At 63.4% G+C, this 22,966-nt stretch carries 20 protein-coding genes; 9 read left to right on the top strand and 11 right to left on the bottom strand.

From position 1 onward, the window contains the following. Nucleotides 1-250: 250 nt before the first annotated feature. The 3 genes from VH599_09800 (at nucleotide 251) to VH599_09810 (ending at nucleotide 4,769) form a co-directional block, all read left to right on the top strand. Complete coding sequence (locus VH599_09800) at nucleotides 251-1,462, top strand: hypothetical protein (protein HEY7348594.1); 1,212 nt, start codon at nucleotides 251-253, stop codon at nucleotides 1,460-1,462. Nucleotides 1,463-1,465: 3 nt separating this feature from the next. Continuing rightward, nucleotides 1,466-1,690, top strand: a complete 225-nt coding sequence (locus VH599_09805; protein HEY7348595.1) for a hypothetical protein — start codon at nucleotides 1,466-1,468, stop codon at nucleotides 1,688-1,690. Nucleotides 1,691-2,543: 853 nt separating this feature from the next. Further along, nucleotides 2,544-4,769: a hypothetical protein gene (locus tag VH599_09810; GenBank protein ID HEY7348596.1), complete on the top strand. Its 2,226-nt coding sequence runs from the start codon at nucleotides 2,544-2,546 to the stop codon at nucleotides 4,767-4,769. Here the strand turns inward: VH599_09810 and VH599_09815 are convergent. Continuing rightward, nucleotides 4,747-6,438, bottom strand: coding sequence for a hypothetical protein (locus VH599_09815; protein ID HEY7348597.1), 1,692 nt, complete (start codon nucleotides 6,436-6,438; stop codon nucleotides 4,747-4,749). The genes VH599_09810 and VH599_09815 overlap by 23 nt on opposite strands. Nucleotides 6,439-6,806: 368 nt before the next feature. Here VH599_09815 and VH599_09820 point away from each other — a divergent pair, with 368 nt between their 5' ends. Then, complete coding sequence (locus VH599_09820) at nucleotides 6,807-8,003, top strand: crosslink repair DNA glycosylase YcaQ family protein (GenBank protein HEY7348598.1); 1,197 nt, start codon at nucleotides 6,807-6,809, stop codon at nucleotides 8,001-8,003. Between the two features lie 142 nt (nucleotides 8,004-8,145). On the opposite strand, the gene VH599_09825 is transcribed toward VH599_09820, so the two are convergent. After that, nucleotides 8,146-8,580, bottom strand: a complete 435-nt coding sequence (locus VH599_09825; protein HEY7348599.1) for a PaaI family thioesterase — start codon at nucleotides 8,578-8,580, stop codon at nucleotides 8,146-8,148. 130 nt (nucleotides 8,581-8,710) lie between these two features. Here VH599_09825 and VH599_09830 point away from each other — a divergent pair, with 130 nt between their 5' ends. Next, nucleotides 8,711-9,970, top strand: coding sequence for a hypothetical protein (locus VH599_09830; GenBank protein ID HEY7348600.1), 1,260 nt, complete (start codon nucleotides 8,711-8,713; stop codon nucleotides 9,968-9,970). A 232-nt stretch (nucleotides 9,971-10,202) separates the two neighbouring features. On the opposite strand, the gene chrA is transcribed toward VH599_09830, so the two are convergent. The 4 genes from chrA to VH599_09850 form a co-directional block, all read right to left on the bottom strand. After that, the gene (chrA, locus tag VH599_09835) at nucleotides 10,203-11,441 is read right to left on the bottom strand and encodes a chromate efflux transporter (protein HEY7348601.1); all 1,239 of its coding nucleotides are present in this window, start codon (nucleotides 11,439-11,441) and stop codon (nucleotides 10,203-10,205) included. A gap of 81 nt (nucleotides 11,442-11,522) precedes the next feature. Next, complete coding sequence (locus tag VH599_09840) at nucleotides 11,523-12,371, bottom strand: nucleotidyltransferase domain-containing protein (GenBank protein ID HEY7348602.1); 849 nt, start codon at nucleotides 12,369-12,371, stop codon at nucleotides 11,523-11,525. A gap of 140 nt (nucleotides 12,372-12,511) precedes the next feature. Then, entirely contained in the window at nucleotides 12,512-12,847 is a 336-nt protein-coding gene (locus VH599_09845) for a rhodanese-like domain-containing protein (GenBank protein HEY7348603.1), read from the bottom strand. A 167-nt stretch (nucleotides 12,848-13,014) separates the two neighbouring features. Beyond that, nucleotides 13,015-14,226 (bottom strand): LLM class flavin-dependent oxidoreductase, encoded by a 1,212-nt coding sequence (locus VH599_09850; GenBank protein ID HEY7348604.1) that lies wholly within the window; start codon nucleotides 14,224-14,226, stop codon nucleotides 13,015-13,017. Between the two features lie 75 nt (nucleotides 14,227-14,301). Between VH599_09850 and VH599_09855 the strand changes: the two genes are divergently transcribed. Continuing rightward, nucleotides 14,302-15,276, top strand: a complete 975-nt coding sequence (locus VH599_09855; protein ID HEY7348605.1) for a WYL domain-containing protein — start codon at nucleotides 14,302-14,304, stop codon at nucleotides 15,274-15,276. A gap of 131 nt (nucleotides 15,277-15,407) precedes the next feature. On the opposite strand, the gene VH599_09860 is transcribed toward VH599_09855, so the two are convergent. The 4 genes from VH599_09860 to VH599_09875 form a co-directional block, all read right to left on the bottom strand. After that, a complete protein-coding gene (locus tag VH599_09860) occupies nucleotides 15,408-16,121 on the bottom strand; it encodes a hypothetical protein (protein ID HEY7348606.1) in 714 nt (237 codons plus the stop codon). 215 nt (nucleotides 16,122-16,336) lie between these two features. Next, on the bottom strand, nucleotides 16,337-17,608 hold the full coding sequence (locus tag VH599_09865) for an MFS transporter (protein HEY7348607.1): 1,272 nt from the start codon (nucleotides 17,606-17,608) through the stop codon (nucleotides 16,337-16,339). A 224-nt stretch (nucleotides 17,609-17,832) separates the two neighbouring features. Next, entirely contained in the window at nucleotides 17,833-18,039 is a 207-nt protein-coding gene (locus VH599_09870) for a hypothetical protein (protein HEY7348608.1), read from the bottom strand. Between the two features lie 183 nt (nucleotides 18,040-18,222). After that, nucleotides 18,223-18,777 (bottom strand): AAA family ATPase, encoded by a 555-nt coding sequence (locus tag VH599_09875; protein ID HEY7348609.1) that lies wholly within the window; start codon nucleotides 18,775-18,777, stop codon nucleotides 18,223-18,225. A 753-nt stretch (nucleotides 18,778-19,530) separates the two neighbouring features. On the opposite strand from VH599_09875, the gene VH599_09880 reads away from it, so the two are divergent. The 3 genes from VH599_09880 to VH599_09890 all read left to right on the top strand — a co-directional run bounded on the left by VH599_09880 (nucleotide 19,531) and on the right by VH599_09890 (nucleotide 22,233). Continuing rightward, on the top strand, nucleotides 19,531-20,370 hold the full coding sequence (locus VH599_09880) for a methyltransferase domain-containing protein (protein ID HEY7348610.1): 840 nt from the start codon (nucleotides 19,531-19,533) through the stop codon (nucleotides 20,368-20,370). Nucleotides 20,371-20,533: 163 nt separating this feature from the next. After that, nucleotides 20,534-20,854 carry a DUF2752 domain-containing protein gene (locus tag VH599_09885; GenBank protein HEY7348611.1) on the top strand — a complete coding sequence of 107 codons (321 nt, stop codon included), beginning with the start codon at nucleotides 20,534-20,536 and terminating at the stop codon, nucleotides 20,852-20,854. Between the two features lie 377 nt (nucleotides 20,855-21,231). Next, a complete protein-coding gene (locus VH599_09890; GenBank protein HEY7348612.1) occupies nucleotides 21,232-22,233 on the top strand; it encodes an alpha/beta hydrolase in 1,002 nt (333 codons plus the stop codon). 159 nt (nucleotides 22,234-22,392) lie between these two features. Here VH599_09890 and VH599_09895 read toward each other — a convergent pair whose 3' ends face one another. Further along, complete coding sequence (locus tag VH599_09895; protein HEY7348613.1) at nucleotides 22,393-22,950, bottom strand: methyltransferase domain-containing protein; 558 nt, start codon at nucleotides 22,948-22,950, stop codon at nucleotides 22,393-22,395. Between the last annotated feature and the right edge of the window lie 16 nt (nucleotides 22,951-22,966).

The following is a 22,966-nucleotide window of genomic DNA, read 5'->3' on the forward strand; positions in this document are numbered from 1 at the left end:
TTCATCGAGGCGGTGTACAATACCAAGCGGCTTCATTCAAGCTTAGGCTATCTGCCTCCGGCTGAGTTTGAAGCCGCTCAGATGGTATGTATTGCTGAGTTGACTTGATCCACTGGTCCGGTGGATGGGGTGCAGTCCAGAACGCTTCTTCCTCTTCCCCACCTGCTGCCGGGAAGTATGAGCAGGAGTCCGTGGATCGACACCGCGCCAAAGAAAGACCTGATGAAACAGAAGGCCCAGGGAAGCCGGGATGAGCGACCAGAATCCTTTCTTGCAACAGAGCGCCTTGAATGGCCCGCTCGAACTGGCGTTCTGCCAGCAGATCTACTATCTGGCGTTGCATCGAGCGGTACGGGGGCGAGCTTCTGAGGTCCTTCCGGCGGGCCTGCCCATGGCCGAGTTGCGTCATTTTGCATGCCGCTATGGTGCTACGAGCCTGGTAAGCGACCTGGCAACGGTCGAGCAGGTCTTTCAAGGAGTCACGCTAGCGGTCTATCAGGCTATTGAGGCGATCTATTGCTGTCGTCCAAGTCGCAGCGCGCGCGTGGTCTGGCAGATCTTACAGGCAATGGCCAGCGATGCGGGTGTGGCGGGGCTGACCTACGAGGCTGTGTGGGCCATGTGCGAGTACCTGCAGGCCAAGCGGGAGGCTGCAGTTGCCGTCACCTGCGAGGTCAGCCCCGAGCCGTGGTGGTTGATTGAATTGCGTCCGGCGGTGCTGCTCCAGGATGAGGAGTTGGATCGCTATGCCCCTTCCCTCATGTGTATCCTGGAAGCCCACCCGCCACGGATCCTCGCTTTCTGCGTTGTGCGTCCGGAGGCCGTACAGGAAGGCGCAGCACTGGCGCTCTTCCAGGCCCTGATTGTCCAGCGCGTCCCAGCCCGCACTGCCGCTGCCGGATTACGCTGGCGGCTGCCCAGCCAGCTTCGGAGTGAAGTAGCGCTCAGCGCCCAGTGCCGACAGGCGTGTGCTACTCTTCCCCTCGCCATTGAGGAGATGGGAGCCCAGCGGTGCCCCTTGCCGACAGAACTCCAACGGCCGTGGGAGCGAGATCTGAGCGGGCGCAACCTTTCGCGGCAGCAGTTTGCCCTGCTGTTTGATAGCTACCTGGCGAAGTTTCTGGGTGGCGGACCGTTACGAACCCAACGGGCATGCGATCTCCAGTTTGTCCGGCTGAAAGGCTATTCCAGAGAACCGACCTGGCAGTTTCCTGCACTGCGCCAGCTACTTCCGCATCGCTCAGCCCACATTGGCGCAGATGGGAGCATTGTCTATGATGGACTGCATTATGTCGATGATTTGCTGACCTGCTGGCTGGAGCAAGACGTCACGTTGGTGCAATTCCCCACCGCGGAGGCGTGGGCCTGGGTCTATCAGAATGATGAGTTCCTCTGTCAAGTCGGAGCACGGGAATTGCGTCGACGGGATGGTTCCTATCGGCCGAATCGACCAGGGAGGTGAAAGGTGTACTTTGTAGCGATGCTCCTGAAGCTCCATCCAGTCGGCGAGGCACCACCTCTTTCGGTGTCTGACGGAGTTTATGCCCACGCCGCGCTCCTGCATACCATCAGCACTGCTGACGCCAAGGCAGGACGCGTGCTGCATGAGATGCACCACCAGAAGTGGATGACACTTGCGCTCTTAGAGCGTGTTATGCACTTTTACGAAGGCAGTTCACGTCCGGGCTAACAGCAATGGATCGCAGTTTGACATGGTTGCTGCAAAGCTTGGTGAAAAGCGAGTCCGCGCAAAAGTGCATAACAGACTCTAGTGGACTTCCCGCCCAATAGGCGCGGCGTTCGCCCTGGCGCAGCGGTGGCCGCCAGGATGGCGGCGCTACAGGTGCAGACGCCGCGCCGACGCGAGTGGGGGGAGCCTGCACAGGCAGGCTTGGTGGCGTAGCCTTCAGGCGCGGCCTTTAGCCGCCAGCCTCCAGGCGCGATTTCAATCGCCGGGGCGGGCGACCGCCATCACAGCACAGCCTTGACGCAGCCCAAAGCAAGCATTATACTGTTTGCAAGTGCTTTCACATGGTAAGCACGTCTCGTCGAGGCAACGGCACGGCGGCGCCAGTGCATCATCCACCGGCGACGCCGCTCATCCCCGGTCCTGATTGAGACAGGAGTTGGGGCTGAGGGCATTCTACCATTCCACTGGCAGAGACCTCTCAGCAGCCACCTTCTGGATCGGCTGAACGCCAGATGCCGAACGTTGGAGAGGCAGGAACCAGCTTGAAGTCACGCTCAAGCCAGCCGCTGGTCCTCCTCCCTTCGGCAGCGGGCATGCGGCCAGGCGCGAGGCAGAGCGGCTTCACCCATTCCACAGGTGGCTGCTCTGCTTCAGCCTGTAAGCAGAAAGGAGCGTCTCACATGCCAGCTTCCCATCCCTCTTCGATCTTCCTCCTCACCGCTTTGCAGGCGGGGCGCGACCCCCGACTTTTGCATAGCCCAATCTCTTCCTTTGGACTGGTTGACTCTCTGCTCCAGCTATGGTACGCTGCTCAAGCAACGCAGCAAGAAGTAGATCGCTGTGAGGGTAGGGCATGTACAACGATCAACTAAGCGTACTCACCAACCGGCGCGAGGCCATTGCGCTCTTTAACATGCTGCGCGGACGCGACCCCCGGCGACCCTGGCCTATCCTGCCTCTGTTTGTCCTCATGGCCCCTGGCGGCGGCGGCAAAAGCGCGCTCATGGACTATCTACGGGATCACCGATGCTGCTCGGATGGCTGCTCCGCGCTGCCCTACGCCTCCCTCGACTTCACCCAACCGCACACGCCCAAAAGCATCCTACATATCCTTGTCGCCCTGCGCAACCAGCTTCAAGGACACACCGATGGCAGCGGCAGAAACCTCGTCTTTCCCCGCTTCGACCTGGGCGCGGCCATTGCCCTGGCTGCCCCCGCCATCGAAACACTGCCACCCACCAACCTCCACGAGCTAGAAATCTGCCTGAGCGAAAGCGTCCCTTTCTTCACCGCCTTGCATCGGCTCAAGACACCGCTAGAAAGCGTTGTCCCCTCCATCCCCTACCTGCTCGAAGGCATCATCTGGCCCGCCGAACTCAAACCCTTGCAGACCATCCTCCAGCGCCTGGACAAAGAGCCGGGCTGGCGCTGGTATCGTGATTGCGCCAACGACAGCGGCCTGCACAGCGCCAGAAGCCTGCATGATGTCCTGCTGCGCCTCCAGGTCTTGAGCGCCCTCGAAGGCCAGGAACGCGAATACCTCATCGAAGAAATCCTCGCCGCCGCCTTGATCGCCGATCTGCTTGATGGCCTGGTCACGCGCACCAACCTCTACTGCTGGGATAAAGCCACTAACGCCGTCATCTTTCTCGATGGCTTCGAAGCCCTGCTCGAAAAATCCAACAATCGCGCCTATCGCCTGCTCGAAATCCTCGCCCTGGCCGAACAGCGCCTCAGCAGCGAAAGCGACCCCCTCTTGCTCGTCATAGGCACGCGCAAGCGCCTCTTTTCCGATGAGGAAGAAGGGCCGGACGCCTCGCCAGAGGAGCAGGCTGCCCCCCTTCTCGCCCGGCGCTATGCCCTGCGACGGCTTCAGGACTGGCTCTCCCTGCTGCCAGAAGACAAAAGCGCCATTCGGCTGAGCCAGTTAGCCCTGACCCTCCAACTGCCAGAGCTTGGCGCGCGCGGCACGCGCGACTATCTGGCGAAGCTCGACGAACAGCGCGGCACGCAGGTCTTTGTTGAAGAAGAACTGGTCAGCGCCATTTGCCAGCTCACCTACGGCCAGCCGCTCTGCCTGGCGCTGGCCGCCGCTGCTGCCCTGGAGGCAGAGGCGCGCGGCCATCCGCTGGACCCCGCCGAACTCAAGGAAGCCCTGCAATCCGACGCCCTCGCCTTCGGCCAGGCCGACGACTTGCTCTGCTATCTGCTTGATCTCTTTTTGCGCCAGCTTCCCGAAGGCGAGCGCCGCCAGTTCACCCTCTGCGCCGCCCCGCGCACCCTGGACGCCGCCACGCTGGGCGCGGTCCTGCAACTCCCCAGCGACGACGAAGCCGCCCGGCAGTGGGAACACTATCGCAGCCTGCCCTTCATGCGGAGCCTCAACGCGCAGCAAATCACCTTCCATCCCCTGCTGCGCGCCCTCCTGCTAAAGCGGCTGGTTCCGCAGAGAAACCCGCAGAGCGACTATTATCAGGCGCACAGTCGCCTGCGCGCCCATTTTATTCGCTTCGCCAGCATCGCCGACCTGCACCCCGGCGGCCTGAACAGCGAGCAAGCCCAGATCGAAGCCGCTCATCACGCCCTGGCCCTCGGCCAGCCCGAACTCGCCATCGCGCTCGGCCTCGCTGCCCAGCAAAGCCAATCCGCCTACTGGTCGCCCCTGCTCGAAGCCGTCTCCCAGGCTCCTGGCGACCTCATGGCCCCCGAAACCGAACAGCGCGCCTCCAGCGCCGTCAATCGCGCCAGGCAAAATCACGAAATCCAGGATACCGTCACGGCCCTGATCCTCTACCGCTGGCTGCTCACCTCCGACCCCAGGAACAAGCTGCACGTCGCCCGCATACGCCACAAGATGGCCGTTGCCTACAGCACCTTGCCGGGCGGCGAACGCCACGCCAACCTGAAGCGCGCCATCGCTTACTATCAAGCCGCGCTCAAAGTCTATCAAGCAATGCGGATGGACTTCGACATAGAGCGGGCGCAAAAAAGCCTGGAAATCGCCCAGGACGAATTGCAAAGCCTGAGCAATGGACGGGGCAGACAGCGCGACGTAATTAGCGTAGCGCCAGGTAGGTGACAACCAGCGTTGCCCCGCCCAGCAGGAACGCCATGACAAAGCAGGCCCAGACCAGCCCCCACAGCAGACGCCGCCCGTGATCTGGCTGCTCGCGTGGGGGCGCGGTTGGGCGGCGCAGCGGCGCCAGCGTTCGCGCCTCTGCTGTGGCCTGGCGGCCAGGAGCCGGGCGAGAGCGTCGTGGGCGCGTCGGCGCGGCCTCCATCTCATCTTCGCCCCATGCCGCCCAGCCCGATTCATCCAGCCTGCGCGTCGGGCGCGCCCGGCGGCGCGGCTCCGACGGATAGCCTCGCCCGCGCTGATCGGCAAGCGTTGGCTGGCGCGCCCCACACACCCGGCAGAGCCGCGCGCCCGGCGTGTTATGCCCGCCGCAGCGCCAGCAGGTAGCCGTCCGTGATCCGGCTGAGACAGCACTTTCGAGCCAAAAGTGCCGGGTTGCCAGCTTCTCATGCTGGCGCGCGGCCTCAGCCTCCGGCGCCTCCAACTCCAGCGCCGTCGCCGCCAGGTCTTCCTCCTCACTCTCCAGACGAGCCGCGCCACCATCGCCCCGGCTCTGTTCGGCCTGACGCACAATGCGGCGCTCGATCACCCAGGCGCGCATCAGCGCCGTTTCCATCGCGGCGGCTTGTTGAAAGCGCCGCCCCGGCTCGTCATGCGCCGCAATCTGAATCACCCCCGCCAGCGTCAGCGAAATCGGCGGCGCGTCACCCGCATCATCCGCCTGCAAGACTTCATCCGGGCGGCGCAGCCGATCCATCACACGCTCCACCACCTCAGCGCCGCCCGCCAGTTCGCGCAGCAGCACCCCCAGGCTGTACAGATCATCCCCTGGGCAGGGGCTGGCTGGCGCGGTGGGCAGATCGTCCATCGTTGTAATCTTCGTAATCGGCTCTGGACCCCCCAGTGTGGGCAGCGAGGTAAGACCCGGCAGCGACACCGACGACAGCGACGCCACCATGCTGAGCGCGCTCAGACTCATTAACTGCGCCGGGCCATCCGCTGGCAGCGCAATATCTTCAGGGCGCAGCCCTCCTAACGCCAGCGGCGGGCGCTGCTGATGCAGATAGCCCAGCGCGCGGACCAGTTCCAGCCCCAGTTGAGCAATCATCACCGGCGGCAGGGCAGGCACGCGCCCCTCCTGGGCCGCATCCGCCAGCGCATCCGCCAGCGTGCGCTCGGACACTTCATCCATCACCACATAGCAAGCCGCGCCTTCGCAAAAATAATCATGCACACGCGGCAGGCTGGGATGGTCCAGCTTTGCCAGCACGCGCACCTCGCGCAGAAACTGCGCCGTCGTCTCCTCGCGCTCCTCCGCAGAAGCATCAAGGTCCAGCGGCAGATAGCGTAGGGTCAGTCGTTTTTGCAGGTCCGTATGCAGTGCCGTATAGGACACGCCAACCAGCGACAACCCCGCCAGCGCGCCCGGACGCAGCGCCAGCACGCGATACTTCCCCTCCTGTAGCTCGCAGCCAACCAGCGTTTCTCCGGCCAGGTCACGCAGATCAAGCGTCTCCTCGCCCGCGCTCGCCTCGCCTGGCGCCTCATCGGCCAGCATCATATCAGCCGACCCTGGCTCTTCCAGATCAAGCGTCACATCATCCTCTGGAGAAACCGGCTGCTCGCCGTAGGGGGGTTCTGCTTCCGTGGTTGAAATCGAAGGATGGCTCATATCAGACGCTCCTGCTCCCTGCGTATAGACGTATCCCTATCTATTATATCGTTGCTGCCTACCCGAATGTGACATCGTTCATGTGGCAGAGTTGGGAAGCCAAACACTTCAGCCGCCGTACAAACGCTCCCAAGAGAACTACGTTCGTTTCGGGCAAGAAATCCCACACAACTCCATACCATCGCTCGCCTGACGTATCGTAGCAAAGCAGAACGTTTGGAACTGTGAACTACTTCACAGACTGACCTGGCTCCTGATGCTCTCCAGATGTTTCCTCTCTCTTTCAAGACTCGCGTAAAAAGGATGTATTCTGTCCTCTTTTCGTGATAGACTCGGACCAGAGCAACCGTAGAGGAGGACCAGACCATATGACACTCGCGCTCTCTCGCGCAGAAGCCCGGCGTTTTCTTGCCAACTATCACTTTACACCAACCGACATACCCGGCGTCTTTCACCGCCTGGGAACGGTACAATATGACCCGCTCAACCCCGTAGGCCGCAACCCTGATCTCGTCTTCCAGGCCCGAACCCCTGGCTATCAGGTGGACGACTGGCAGCAAACCGCCTACACAGACCGCCTCGTTTATGACGCCTGGGACAAGATGGCGTGCCTCGTACCGATCAGCGACTGGTCGAAACGCGCCTCCATCCGCGCCAATCGCTCCACCTGGAGTCCCCTGCTCCTGGCCGAAGAGGCCGAAGCCACCGCCGCCGCGCTCGCCGAGCTTGACGCGCGCGGCCCGCTCTCCAGCCTGGAGTTTGAGGACCAATCCCACTTCACCGACCGCAGCGCCTGGTATGGCCCCAAACGCATCAAACACATTCTGCGCGCCCTTTGGGATCGCGGGCTGATCGCCACCCATCACCGCCAGGGTGGCCGCCATTACTATGATCGCGCCGAGCGCGTCATCCCACCCGAACACTTCAACGCCCCGCCCCTGCTCGACCAGGCCGAGTTCACCCGCTGGATCATCGCCCGCCGCGCCCAGGCATTGGGCCTCATGCGCCCAGCAGGCGAAGTCAGCATCTGGTACGGCTGCGGCACGCCTGCTGAGCGCGCCGTCGCCCTCCAAGAACTCGTAGAGACAGGCGACCTGACGCCCGCGCAGATCAGCGAAAACGGCTCCAAAGCCTGGGCCGCCTACCTGCCCACCAGCGCCCTCCCCTTACTGGACGCCTCCGCCCCCGCGCCGCGCGTCATCTTCATCGCGCCGCTGGACAGCCTGCTCTGGGATCGCAAGGCCGTCGCGCAGCTCTTCGATTTCGATTACGTCTGGGAAGTCTATAAGCCCGAACCGCAGCGGCGCTGGGGCTATTATGTCTTGCCCGTCTTCTACGGTGATCGCTTCGTAGCCCGCCTGGACAGCCGCCTGGCTTCCTCACAGGGCGGCGGCGTCTGGACCATTTCTCGCTGGTGGTGGGAGCCAGACATCACCCCCACACCAGACCTGCTGGCCGCCCTGCGCACCGCCGCCGAAGCCTTCGCCCACTATCTGCGCGCCACCAGCGTGCGCGCCGAGGCAGGCGTCCCCCCCGAAGTGCGCCAGGCGTTCACCATCGCCTGAGAACGCCCACGCCACCCGTACCGCCGCCGTCCCTGGCGGCCACCCGTACCGCCGCCGTCCCTGGCGGCCCACTGCTGGCCCATCGCGCTGCTGGCCCTGGCCGACAACGCTTCCCGCGGAGCGCCGCCGTCTCGGCGGCCAGCTAGCCCAGCTTATACGTCACCAGACCCTTCGCCACCAGCGTCCCCGACGCGCCCGACACCTCCACATCAAGATAGACCAGATTCTTCCCACGCCGCAAAACCCTCGCCGTCGCCTGGAGGTCTTCGCTGCTCGCCGCCGACAGATAATTGACTGTCAGCCCCACCGTCGTCCCACGCGCGTTCTCCGGCAGCGCCGCGCCCGACCACGCCGCCACCATCGCCGTCGTATCAATCAACGACGCAATCGCCCCGCCGTGAACAATGCTCCCAATCGTCACCACAGACTCCGCGAACGGCAGCGTCAGCGTCGCCAGGTCCGGCTGAAGATCGGTCAGGCGCATGCCCAGATGCCCCACATAGGGCGAACGCGGCAAAAACTGGCGGATAAAATCCGCCCCCGACGTGGGGGCGCTGCTGTCGTCAGATGTACTCACGCTGTTCCTCCTTACGCTGCTCAAACTGCCCTGCATCATACGACGCGCCGCCTCAGCAGAGCAACCCTCTTGCCTTCTTGCTCAGCTTATGCTATCCTGGAGCCGGAAAGCGCAGACAAAGGAGAACGGCATGGCGCAGCACACGGACGAACCAGCGCCCGACCCTGCTGAAGACGGGACCAGCGAAAACTTACCCCTTGTCGAGCTAGAAACCATCCTCAACCGCCCCCCTTCCCGGCGCAAGCGGCTGATGCAGATCAGCTTTGTACTGCTGGCCGCCCTCATCGCGCTGGTAATCTTCTGGGGAGACATCGCGCCCGCCCGGCCAGCGGCTCCGTTGGCTGTCCCGCAGCCAGCCAACCCTCCGCCCGCGCTGCTCATCGTCAGCAACATCAACTACGGCGCCGTCACCATCAATGGCAAAAAGCAGGCAGGCCCGCTCCCGATCCTTGTCGCCATCCACGGCAATACCTACGACATCAGCCTGGACGCGCCGCCTTTTCGCCCCATATCCTGCCATGTGGCGCTCTCTCATGTCACAGCCGCAGGCGTCCAGTCTGGCGACAAACGTTGTCTCGCCTTCGCCGCTCCCAATGGCTCGATGCTGGGACTCAATGACGTGGAAGGCGTCCTGAAGTTCGAGATACTTATCTCCCTGACACCGGACAACCTGCCGCCAGGCCAGCAGAGCCAGCTTACGGCCATGCTCACCCAGGCGCTGACCACACGGCAAGCTATGACCGTTCCCGCCGGTTCCTACTTCGCCACCGGCTTCGACGCGCCCAGCGTGACCAGCCAGCGCGCCAGCGCCCCCCTGCGCGCCAGCGCCACCGTTGCCCCCGTCGTCCCCCAGAATCAAGACATCGGGCTGCCCTGCGTTGGATTTATCTGTCCGGGGATCATGTCTCCGCAGCTCCCTCTCTCCCTCACAGGCCATCAATGGGGAATTGTAGTCTTGTTAGCCTCGCGCTGGCGCTTCAGCACGCCATCCGGCGCACTGGTCAGCGATGTGGCCTTCCAGGGATTCACCGAAGTCCGTCGGACAGAAAACACCGTCCAACTCTTCCTCTCCCTCGGTGCGAACGGAAACTGGGTCATCTCACCAAACGCGACGGTGAATGACGCTGCCAGCCAGGTGAAAGATACCTTCTGCGCAGCCGGAGAAAACATCCTCCAGCAAGCCATAGGCTCTACTATCAACCTGAGTATAGCCCCCACCAGGGATCAGGGCGCGCGGGGCTGCGAACTCCAGCTTCTGGTGGATAACGCCTTCCAGGGGATGTTTCTCTGGCGCTTTGGCGTCCTGCTGGCCGTAGATCAGCAGGCGCACACCACGCGCCCCGAACTTCCGATAGCCCCGCCAGCAGAGATCGCCGCCCTTGCTGGATAATACCGAATCCGCCTGTACCGCCGCCGTCCCTGGCGGCCACTTGTACCGCCGCCTTCCAGGCGGCCCACCGCCGCGCTATTGCTACCGCCGCCCCTCCACGCGCCCGCCACTTGTAGCGCCGCCTTCCAGGCGGCCCACCGCCGCGCGCCCGCCGCTCTTACAAACGAACGCCGCGCCCATGCGGGCGGGGAGCCTGCACAGGCAGGCTTGGCGGCTCAGCCCCATCCCTACCCTAGATGCCCAGCAGCGCCCGCAGCAAACCCAGCGCCGCCGCCCCGCCTATAAGAAACACCGTGTTCACATTCCAGCGCAGCAGCAGCGCGAGGCTGGCGAGCGCGATCACCGCCGTAAAGGGATCGCTAATCGTTGCGCGCCCAAACAAAATCGCCGCCGCCGCAATCGCCCCCAGCGCGCCCGCCGTAATCCCCCGCAGAAACGCTTTGGCAACCGGCGCGTTGCGCACCCGCACCAGCAGCGGCGTCAGGCTCAGCACCAGCAGAAACGACGGCGCAAACACCGCCACCGTAGCCACCACCCCACCCGCGAAGCCATCCACCGCGTAGCCCGCAAACGTCGCAACCGTCGTCACCGGCCCCGGCGTAAGCTGACCCACCGCCAGCCCATCCACCAGTTGCCGCGTCGTCAGCCAGTGTGGCCCATCCACCAACTCTTGCTGCAAGAGCGGCGCAACCACCAGCCCACCGCCAAACATCAGCAGCCCGATCTTAAAGAACACCAGCCCCAGCGTCAGCAGCCCCGCAGCGGGCGCTGCCGCAGCCGCGAACGCCTTCGCCCCCAGCAACGGCGCGGCCAGCACACTTTTCACGCTGCCATCAGTCCTGGGCGCGTCTGGCGGAAGCGATGCAGCCTCCTCCTTCCCCGTCGCGGGCTGGTGCTGGATCGAGCGCGTAAAGAGCAGCGCGCCCGCCAGCCCCGCAGCCATCAGAATCGTGAGCAGATTGACCGAAGGCGGCAGCAGCGGGACCACCACCAGCGCGCAGGCCACCAGAGCAATAACCCAGCCTGGCACAGTCGTCAGCGTCGTCTTGCCCATGCGATACAGCGTATTCACAATAATGCCGATCACCACCGGCCCGATAGCCACAAACAGCGCGCTCACCTGCGGCAGCGCCCCATACTGGATATACGCCCAGGCCAGCAGCAGCACCAGCACAAACGCCGGGAAAATGAAACACGCGCCGCTCACCAGACCGCCTAGCGGCCCCGCGCGCAGATAGCCCAGGTAAATCGAAAGCTGCGTAGAAGTCGGGCCGGGCAGCAGATTACAGATCGCCAGTCCCTCCAGAAACTGCTGGCGCGTCACCCACTGGCGGCGCGTCACACACTGATCTTCCATCAGCCCAAGGTGCGCCAGCGGCCCGCCAAACCCCACCACACCCAGCCGCAAAAAAAGCGCCACAAGCGCCCGCAAGCGCGGCCCCAGGCCAGGCGTCTCTGAACGCATACGCATCTCTGTCCGTCCTCGCTCTGCCTACGCGGGTAGGGAGTCCACCTGCGTGGACCTGGCGGCTTACCGCTTCCAGTCGCGGTTTTAACCCCCTGCTGGATGGGGTGTCCCCTCGACGGTAGTATCGCTTTGCCCCAGCCGCAGCCGCTCAAGCCGACCAGAAACCTGGCGCGCCAGGTCAGCCGGATAGATCACCCCATGCGCCGCCGCCAGCGGAACAGCCAGCTCTTCATAGCACCGGAGCAGCCGCCCTGCCGCCTCGAACAGCGCCGCTCGTTCCAGCAGGCAAAAGGTCGCCTGCAAAGACCGCAGGCGCTCCCCTGGTACAGCCGCCTCCAATTTCTCATACCCTTCTGCGCCCTCAGTGAAATCCACGCTCAGGCGTGCCAGATTCACACATCTGACCCGCGCCCGCTCCACCTGTCCATAAGCGTACCAGAACTGCCCACGCCCCATCGCCTTAATAAACACTGACATGTCGCGCCAGAACCAGAAGATCAGCCCATGCAAGTTTTCCCCTTGTTCTGCCGGTGTTGGCCGGTACCACGGAAAAACCACCTCAGCCAGAACGCCCTGCTTATCCACCAGCGGCGTGAACGGGCCGCCATGAATATGCGTAAAGCGGCTCGCCCGCGCCAGCGCCAGTTCTCCCTCTACCCCCCCGACATACTGAAAGTTCAGCATATCGAAGCCAAAGGCATTGAAATCTTCCAGAAAAAGCGGCTCGCCCAGCCCCCGCATGAACGCCCGCCGCTCAGCAAAAAAGCCATCATACGCCTCGTCGTCAATAATCGCATACACATCAAGGTCAGAATACGCATCAGCGGTCCCCGCCGCGTGCGACCCGCCAAGAAACGCCGCCACAACGCGCGCATCTGCCTGACACATCTCCGTGAAGCGTCCGACGAAACTCTGCTGCTGGTCAGAAGTCATAAGCCCTCCCCTTTGCTGGCTCTTCGCCGCTAAAAATCAACCCCATCCAGCCGCGTGTACCGCCGCCTTCCAGGCGGCCAACCGCTCGCCAGTACAAAGGTCGGCGCTGCGTTCGTGCGCAGCGCCGATACGCCCTCTCCTCAAGCCGACGCCGCCGCCTCCACCGGCAGACCAACCTCTTTCCAGCGCGGATAGCCGCCATCCAACGCCTGCGCCTGATAGCCCTGCTCGCGCAAGAGCGCAGCCGCCTGCTCACCGCGAGAAGAGCCGCGATGGTGCATATTGCAATACGTCACCACAAGCTGATCGCGCCTCAGCTTCCCAAGCTTTTTGGGAAGCTGGCCCAGCGGAATATTCAACGCCCCCAGCACATGCCCGGCAGCATACTCCTTTGGCCCACGCACGTCAACGACCAGCGGCTTCGCATCAGCGCCCTGCGCCGCATACACCTCTTTTGGACAGATCAAATCGCCCAACGTCCTGCTCCTTTGCTCTTTCTCTCTCGCCAGGAACATCCCGGCGTATGGTCCTGTCCTCCTATCGCCCGCTCCTCGTCCTGCCTTGCGCATTTTTTCTGAAGCAGCAGTACGCCCCCCTTGCAGGCTGCAAGGGGGGCGTACAAGCATCCAACCAGATTCAGACACTATATCGCGCGCGGCGGTCCCTGCTTGACGCGAGCGCGCATCCCCTCCACCCCACCCTCAGTCTCCGGCGTCTGCCACACGCTTTCCAGCCACCACGTCACGCCAGCCTCCGCCCACGGGCGCACGATCTCAATTGCCCGCTCCTGATCGTCGCCAGGCGTCTCACCTTCCCAGACAATATCGAACGGCGTCGTCAACGTGCGCCGTTCCGCCACAAACGCCGTGATCGCCCGCACGTCATCAGGCGTCATATTCGTGTGCGCGAAGGAGCCATCAGCCCCCATCTTACAGGGCATAATGCCATCGCAGCGCAGCACCCGCCGCATAGACTTCATGCGCGGCCACGCCCCCACCACCCAGATAGGCACGCGCGGCGCTTGCACTGGCTTTGGCTCAAACCTCACATCCCGCAGATGATAGTGCTTACCCTCGTAGCTGAACGGCTGCCTGCTCCACAGCCCATCCAGAATATCCAGGCTCTCATCCAGCATCTCCGCCCGAACCTTCCGATCAACCTCCTCGCCCACCTTCGGAAAGCCGCTGTCTACATGCTCAGGGCCAGCGGCCCCCAACCCCACCGGCAGCACCACGCGACCATCGGACAAATGATCCAGCGTCACCACCTCGCTGGCAACCTTCCAGGGACGCCGCCGCGACAGCGGCGTCAGCATCGTCCCAAACTGCACCCGCGTTGTCGCCATCGCCACCGCCGCCAGCGACACCCACGGATCGATCCCCCAGATCAAATCCCACACAAACACACCATCCCAGCCCGCCGCCTCCGCATCCCGCGCCAGCCCAACCAGGGTTCGCGCATCCACAGCCGGAAAAGTCACACCATAGCGCATACCCGCCTCCTCTTTGCAAAACGCCAGCGATTGCCATCGCACCTTACTCGCACCATCACTTGTACCGCCGCCGTCTCTGGCGGCCCAACGCCGCGCTATTGCTACCGCTGCCCCTCCAGGCGAACGCCACTTGTAGCGCCGCCGTCTCTGGCGGCCCACCGCAGCGCCCGCGCGCACGCCGCCATCATAAACGAACGCCGCGCCTATAAGGAGTGGGGAGCCTCCGCAGGGAGGCTTGGCGGCGTCCGCAGACGCCTCTAGCCGCGATTTCAATCGCCAGGGCGGCTGAGCAGGCCCGATGAACAGAGAAACTCCATCAACCACCAGGCTGCCCGCTAGAGAAAAGTATAGAAGGAACTTCATGACACCTGTTGTCATATTTCCCGGGTACAATACTTACAGGCACTGCGAGCGACTACACGAAAGCGAGGGTACCCCATGCGCGCTGACCGGCTCCTCTCCATCCTCCTCCTCTTACAAACCAACCACCGCCTCACCGCCCGTCATCTGGCGCAGCGCCTCGAAGTCTCCCAGCGCACCATCCACCGCGACATGGAAGCCCTTGGCATCGCTGGCGTCCCCATCACCGCCGAACGCGGCACACACGGTGGCTGGAGCCTCCTGGAAGGCTATCGCACCAACCTCACCGGACTCAGCGAGCCTGAGATTCAGGCGCTCTTGCTCGCCAGACCCTCGCGCCTGCTCGCCGACCTCGGCTTGCGCCAGGCCGCCGATGCCGCCCTCATCAAACTGCTGGCCGCCCTCCCGGCCATATCGCGCAGCAACGCCGAATACGCCCGCCAGCGCCTGCACATAGATGGCGCGGGCTGGCACGAAGCCCCCGAAGCCGTTCCCTACCTCCTGCCCATTCAGGAAGCCATCTGGCAGGAGCGCAAGCTCCAACTCACCTACCAGCGCGGCGACGGCGCAACCGTCGAACGCCTGGCCGACCCGCTCGGCCTCGTCGCAAAGGGCAGCGTCTGGTATCTCATCGCCGCCGTCGAAGGCGAACTGCGCAGCTATCGCGTCTCGCGCGTGCAGAGCGTCCAGGTCACAGAGCAGTCCTTCGTTCGCCCGCCAACCTTCGACCTCGCCGCCTATTGGGCGCAGTCCACCGCCGACTTCAAAGCCAATCTCCCCCGCTATCCCGCCACCTTGCGCGCCGATCCCGCCATCGTCCCCTCCATGCGCCACGCAGATCGCTACGCCCGCATCGAACACATCAGCCCCCCGGCGGATACAGACGACTGGCTCACCCTCTCCATGCGCTTCGAAGAAGAACACACCGCCTGCGAGTACGTCTTACGCTTCGGCCCCCAGGTAGAAGTCATCGAACCGCCCGCCCTGCGCCAGCGCGTCATCCACGCCGCAGAAGGCATCATAGCCCGCTACGCCCACCCCAACCCCTCCTGAATGCTTGCGCGACCCGTACCGCCGCCTTCCAGGCGGCCCATCGCCGCGCCCACGCAAACGCCACCCACCTGTACCACTTGTAGCGCCGCCTTCCAGGCGGCCCGCCTCCGCGCCCACGCGCACGCTCGCCCTCAGCGCGTCCACTCCACCTCGACACTCGCAAGTGAAACATACGTCACTTCCATACGAGCGAACGCGCTGGGCAGATTCTGCCATATACACGTTCTGGTCAAAAATACATCTCCCTCCCCACGCAATCCGCTGGTGCTTGGGCCAGAGTACACGCCTAGATTGCTTGGCACCTGCTTCCCCTGGACAGGCGGGTCTTGCGCTTTATCCTCAGCCTTCCCCAGGAGCGTACACATGCCATCCGAGTCAGGCGTGTATTCGATACTGAAGCCATCCCGCGTCACAGTGGGAAGCTGCGGAGAAAGCTCGCTTCTCGCCCGAATAACGAACATTCTCACATAGGGCAGAGCGACCCCATTCTTATTGCCGCTGTACACACAGCTATAATCCCCACGCGGGACATGCAGTACATGCGACACCGAGACAGCCAACTGCTGCTTCACCGTATTACAAATCACCTCCTCGTTCGGGTTATTAAAGAGCGCCGTATTCTGCTCATCAATCGCCGTCGTACTGAACGACAGCGTAATAGTGGTCTTGTGATCGGTCGCATCCTGATTTTCCAGAATCGTAACCTCGACATCCAATGTTCCCGACGATGTATCTGCCGGCGTGACTTTGATGGGATCGGGAGGATCTGTGGCGGCTTGCACAGTGCACGCGAACAGCGCCACACAGCAAAGCGCCAGAACCAGAGCGCGCGGTTTCCTTCGCATGGCACACCCCTTCTTTTTCGTCACAGTGAGGCGCTGATGACCCAATCACAACAGGGGTAGTAATGCCCAAAGTGTAATGTGCCTGTGAACCCGACTCTGAAATGCGAGAAACAATGGTACAGGTAATGCAGCCCTAGACCACAATTTTTCTCATAAGTCTATATATACATTACCAGAAAACGATGACATTGACGAATTACCCCACCCTAACTCTCTCACCCCTTGCGCAGTTCCGTCCCCAGCGCCACCAGACCGCTCAGCGCCAGTCCCCCCGCAATCAGCCCCAGCACAGGACGCGGGCCAAGCGCCGTCAGCAGCGCGCCCCCCAGCGCCGCCCCCAGCGGCTCGCTCCCATAGGACAAAAACCGAAACGCGCTGTTGACGCGCCCCTGCAACGCGTCTGGTGTCACCTCCAGCCGATACGAAACCAGCGTCACTCCATAGACCGGCCACAACAGACTCACCAGCCCGGAGCCAACCGCCAGCACAACCGCCGAAGGCGCAGCCATCAGCGCCAGCGCCGCAGCAGACCATAGCAGCACCGATCCGATAATAATTTGTCCAAAGCGCAGCCGCCCCCGCAGCCAGGGAGCCATCAACGCGCCAAGAGCGCCGCCAACGCCGCCCGCGCTCACCACCAGCCCCAACGTCTGCACATCCAGATGCAGTTCCCTGCCAGCCAGCACAATCACCGCCAGCGTAACCGGGCTTTGCAGAAAATTGATGATCGTCGTCAGCAGCACCATCAGCCGCAGCCGCCGCTGCCCCCACAGAAAGCGCAGCCCCTCGGCAATCTCCGCCCACAGGCTGCGCTGGCTCACGGCTGCGCGCCCGCCGCCACAGGCGCGGGCGCGCTCCTTCTGAAACGAGACGCGCATAAAACGCAGCGAAACCACCGAGAACAGATACGAAACGCTGTCCGCCAGATACGCCAGCATCGACCCCAACTCAATCGCCGGAGCCAGCCCGATGAGAAAAGCGCCCAGCGCCGGGCCAAGCAAAGCGCCCACATACTCGTTCGCATTATCCAGCGCGTAAGCCCGCGACAGATGCGCGGGCACTACCACCTGCGGCAGGGCCGCGATCTGAGCCAGGCTGAAAAACACATACGCCGTCCCCTCCGCAAAGCCCACCACATACAACTGCGCCAGCGTCAGATGTCCCAGCGCAAAGGCCAGCGGAACCGACCCCAGCGCCAGCCAGCGCCCTACATCGCAGAAGATCATTACACGCTTGCGGTCCCAGCGATCAACCAGCGCCCCCGCTGGCAGACTGAAAAGCAGATAGGGAGCCTGACGCACTGCCGCCAGCGATCCAGCCAGCGCGGGCGAATGCGTCAGCGCCAGCGCCAGCAGCGGCAGGGCAAACGTCGAAATACCTGTACCCAGCGTCGAAACACTTTGCCCGCTCCACAGCAGCAGAAAATCGCGGTTGCGCCACAGCGAACGCCCAGGCTGTGTGTCCTGAGAGGGGTGAGTCTGACTCATAAAAGAGGATGCTCCTTCCACCGAATGCGATCACAAACAAACGCAGTTCCAGTGGAAAGAACCGGAGGAGCGCGCGCGCAACCCGGCGCGCCATTGAGGGTAAGCGCGTCCAGGCGCCAGTATTGAGCGAGGGTTGCCGACCAGCATTGGAAGATGCTAAATCAGCAGTCAGCAGAGCGCGTACATAATGTTCCTCTCTGAACCAGCAATGCAGAATAACACCCCTAGTATGACACAAACAGCCCGCGCCCGTCAAAATCCAAAACCCCGGCAACAACACCAGCCGTCCCTTCCAGGCGAACGCCACCTGTACCGCCGCCTTCCAGGCGAACGCCACCTGTACCGCCGCCGTCTCTGGCGGCCCAACGCCGCCCCTCCAGGCGAACGCCACTTGTAGCGCCGCCTTCCAGGCGGCTCAACGCAGCGCCCACGCACACGCTGCCCCTCTGAACAGAACGCCGCGCCTATACGGGCGGGGAGCCTGTGCAGGCAGGCTTGGTGGCGCAGCCTCCAGGCGCGGGCGCTTGCCTCGGCTGAGCCTCGGCATTCTCGCTCGCTGCGCTCGCTCGCGCGCCCGCCGCCGCAGGCGCGGTTTTAACCGCCAGACCGCTTCATCAACCCCTAGTCGGATAGAGCCGCTGAAGAACCTCCTCAACCGTCTCGTCTGGCGTCTGCTCCGAGCTATCAATCCAGCACCCGATCCCCATCATCGTCGCACGGAAAGCCTCGTCAAGATACACCGCCCAGGCTTCGCCCAAAGGCCGCTTTGCTCGCTGCTGATCGCGCTGCCGGGCCACCACCTCAACGCGCGGAGCCAGCACCACCAGCGAACAAGAAACCCCCTCCAACTGCTCCTGAACGTAGCGCCAGCTCTCCCCAAGCATAATATCATCCAGAACCACCGTAAAACCCGCCTCAAAAAACGAACGCCCCAGCGCACACATATGCTTCAGCCGCAGCCTATATTGCACAGCAGCCTCTCCCTGCGGCTCTCCTGGTTCTTGCACCCCCTCGCCCCCCGACACAATCATATGCTGAAGCACATCCGCCTCGACATGCACGCCGCGCTCAAAGCGTTGAGCAAGCAAGCGCGAAACCGTAGACTTTCCCGCAGCCTGTATGCCCGTAACAGCAATGAGCGCGCGCCGCTCCAATAAACCGCTGCTCACCAATCGCACTCCTTACCAACACGGCAGCGCCGCGCCAACCGCTCCCGCCGTCCCTTCCAGGCGAACGCCACCTGTACCGCCGTCCCTTCCAGGCGAACGCCACTTGTAGCGCCGCCTTCCAGGCGGCCAAGGCTGCGCCAGGGCGAGCGGTCGCCCTCCCATCCATCGTAGCGGCGGGCCAACGTTGAGCCGCCAGGATGGCGGCGCTACAAGTGGCGTGCGCCCTCCAGGTCAGCGTACCAGCAGGCCGGCGTTGAGCCTCCAGGCGCGGGAGCGAGAGGACGGGGCACCAGCGGCGGCCCGCGACCGAGCGCAGCGAGGGAGAATGCGGGAACTGGGCTGCGCGAGCGACCAACGGGAGCGAGAGGACGGGGCAACAGCCGAGGCCAGCAGCCCAGGCCGCAGGCCCAGGTCCCGCAAGGGGAGGCAAGCGCCCGCCGCCGCAGGCGCGGCCTTCAGCCGCCAGCCCACGCTTGCCCCCCAAATAACGCAAAACCGCTTGACACATGGACCGAAGCAGACTATACTCTCAGCATACCCGCTCGCTTGACCCACATCTCACTCTGGAGGGTCGTTCACACCCAACAACTCAAACATCTGAAGAACGACTAGCGCCAGCCGGTGACTAACACCACCGGCAGCGCCATAACCCTACATTCGGCTCATCCAGATATGGGACTGGGACTCATTGTACCATCGAGACCCCCAGCGACCATATCTGCTCCGAACTCTCCGGCCTCGTAAGGAGCCTTCATGGACACCCCCGAAACCCAAAAACAACAGATCGCCGGTCTTTATGATCGCGTAGCCGCCGCCTATGGCAGCGTCGGCCCGAACTTCTTCGCCCATGTCGGCGCGCACCTCATCGAACACATCGGCATAACTCCAGGCGCGCGCGTCCTTGATGTCGCCGCTGGCAGAGGGGCCAACCTCTTCCCCGCCGCCCGGCAAGTCGGCCCGCGCGGCCAGGTCATCGGCATTGATCTGGCTCCAGGCATGGTCCAGGAAACCACCGCCGAGCTTGCCCGTCGCGGCATCTCCCACGCCAGCATGCTCCACATGGACGCCGAACACCTCACCTTCCCCGACGCCTCCTTCGACTACCTCCTCTGTGGATTCGCCATCTTCCTCTTCCCCCATCTGGAGCAGGCGCTCGCCCACTTCTTCCGCGTCGTGCGCCCCGGCGGGAAAATCGGCATCAGCGTCGCCAGCGACCTCCACGCCCTCTCCCACTGGTTCGGCCAGCGCCTCACCGACTATCACCAGCGCCATCAGTTCCCCATACGCGCGGGCGGCGGCCAGGGCAGCAACTATGCTCAACTCCCCCAACACCTCAGCCTGGCTGGCTTTACCGCCATAGAAGTGCGCCAGGAGCAGGCCGATTTCACCTACGCCGACCCCCAGGAATGGTGGAGCGCCCGCTGGACACACGGCCCGCGCTACGCCCTCGAACACATGCCGCCCGCCGTCCTCGCGCAGTTCCAGGCCGAAGTCCTCGCCAGACTCGCCCAGGAAGCAGCATCCGGCGGCATTCACGAAACCCTCAACATCCAATATATACTCGCAAGCAAAGATGGTTCTACCAAAAAATGAGGTGTTGGCAAGCGAGACCTGTTACTGGTAGCGCCGCCATCTTGGCGGCTCAACGCTGGCCGCCTCCCAGGCGGCGCTACAAGTGGCAACCCCCGATAGTTGGTGGAACCAGCAAAGATGAAATCCTTGACACAGACCCGGCGTGCCGCTAATATAAGCATCTATGAAAAACGAATCGCTCACAGCCTTGGTGAAAGTCAGCGCCTACATCCTCCTACCCCTCCTGCTCATCCTCGTCCCCACCCCCTGGCTGGAGCGGCGGCGCTCTCTCTGCCTCTTTAAGAACCTCACCGGCAGACCCTGCCCCGGCTGCGGCATGACCAGAGCCATCTCCTCAGCCGCGCATGGCGACTTCAAGCAAGCATTCCGCCATAACAAACTCGTCATCATCGTCCTCCCCATCCTCTCCTACGAATGGCTCCAATCCCTCACCAGAGCCTACCGCCGCTACCGCGCCCTCCCCAAAAGCACCCCTCAGCCATAGACCACTTGTAGCGCCACTTGTAGCGCCGCCTTCCAGGCGGCTCAACGTCGCGCCCCCACAAACCCCGCCCTTCCAGGCAAACGCCACCCGCCTGTACCGCCGCCGTCCCTGGCGGCCCAACGCCGCGCCCGCGCACACGCTGCCCCTCTGAACAGAACGCCGCGCCAATACGGGCGGGGAGCCTGTGCAGACAGGCTTGGCGGCGCCGCCTTCCAGGCGGCTAACCGCCTGTACCGCCGCCGTCCCTGGCGGCGCACCCGTTCGCGCTGACGAACACCCGCTCCAGATACCATTTTCACAGGTACGATTTCTGCCGCATCCCCAGAGTATGCTCGAACTATCGTCGAAATTAGCCAGCAAACGAACAGGAGGCTCTCATGAGTCCCGAAAACAATACCCCCCTCATGAACCTTGACCCCGGCGTCGCAGCCTTTCTCCAGGCGCTTGCTGCTCAGGGAGGCCAGCCGCTCTACACCCTCGTGCCAACCGACGCCCGGAACATACTCCTCAACGTCCAGCGGTCCATCGCAGTTACACCGCCGCCCGCTGACATCCAGGACCGCATCATCAGCGGCGGCCCAACCGGCCAGATACCATTGCGCATCGTCCGGCCACAGGGCATCAGCAGCCCCCTGCCAGTAGTCATCTACCTGCATGGTGGCGGCTGGGTGCTTGGCGACACAACCACCCATGACCGTCTCATCCGCGAGCTTGCCAACGGCGCGCAGGCCGCCATCGTCTTCGTAGACTACGCCCGCTCTCCCGAAGCGCGCTACCCCGTCGCCCTCGAACAAATATACGCCGCAGCCCGCTGGATCGCCGATCACGGCGCATCCCTCAACCTCGACCCCTCACACCTCGCCCTCGCGGGTGACAGCGTTGGCGGCAACATGGCATCCGCCTGCGCCATACTCGCCAAAATTCGTGGTGGCCCCCGGATCGACTTCCAGGCGCTCTTCTACCCCGTCACCGACATCACCAGCTTCGACACCCCTTCCTATCGCCAGTTCGGAACCGGAGAGTATTGGCTCGCCCGCAAGGGCATGGAATGGTTCGCAGACAGCTACGCCCCCGACGCCGCCACCCGCACCGAGCCAACCGCATCGCCCCTGCGCGCCACCCGCGAACACCTTCAGGGATTGCCCCCCGCGCTCCTCATCACCGGCGAATGCGACGTACTGCGCGACGAAGGCGAAGCCTACGCCCACAAACTCATGACAGCAGGCGTCCACGTCACCGCAGCCCGCTACCTGGGAACCATCCACGATTTCGTCATGCTCAACCCCATCACCCACACCCCCGCCCCGCGCGCCGCCATCGCCCAGGCCAGCGCCGCCCTCCGCCACGCGCTCACGCGCCCATCGCCCGCCGCCGTCTAAACACACAGGCCAGAGCCTCATCGCTGAGACTCTGGCCTGATCACGCGCATCCACCCGTACCGCCGTCTCGGCGGCCCAACGCCACCCGGACCGCCGCCGTCTCGGCGGCCCAACGCCGTCCAGCGCAGACATTGCCCCGGATCAGCCGCTCCCTTCCCGTCAGGAAGCTTTGCGGCAGCAGTACACAAAGGCCGGAGGCACATTCAAAGGGACATACCTCACCTTCATCTGGTCAAAATGGCTACAAAACCGCGCGCGCATATGCAGCGAATACTGAAAGGCAATGAAGAATCCTCCCGGCTTCAGCGCCTGAAGAACGCCCGCCAGAATTGCCTGCCTGGTCTGTTCTGGCAAAGTCGTAAACGGCAGCCCTGACACCACACAATCTACCTGCTCTGTACCAGCGTTCTTGATCACCGCATACAGATGCTCCGCATTCGCCTCAACCGTGAACCCGGGATAATCCTCCCGCAGTGTTGCTCGCAGCCTGGCGTCTTGCTCAAAAATAAAGGCTTTTCCCCCCGGCGGCAGCCGTCTGAGAATTTCACGGGTGATAACTCCCGTTCCCGCGCCAAGCTCGACAATCGCGCCGGTACTGCTCCAGGGAATCGGCGCAAGCATCGCCGCGACAAGCCACGCCGAACTCGGAGTGACACTCCCTATTTTCAACGGAGCTTGCAGAAACTTCCCAAAAAAGAGAACCCGCTCTTGAACCACTACCCTGCTCCTGACC

It is taken from the genome of Ktedonobacterales bacterium, assembly GCA_036557285.1.
In the GTDB taxonomy this organism is placed as follows: Bacteria; Chloroflexota; Ktedonobacteria; order Ktedonobacterales; family DATBGS01; genus DATBHW01.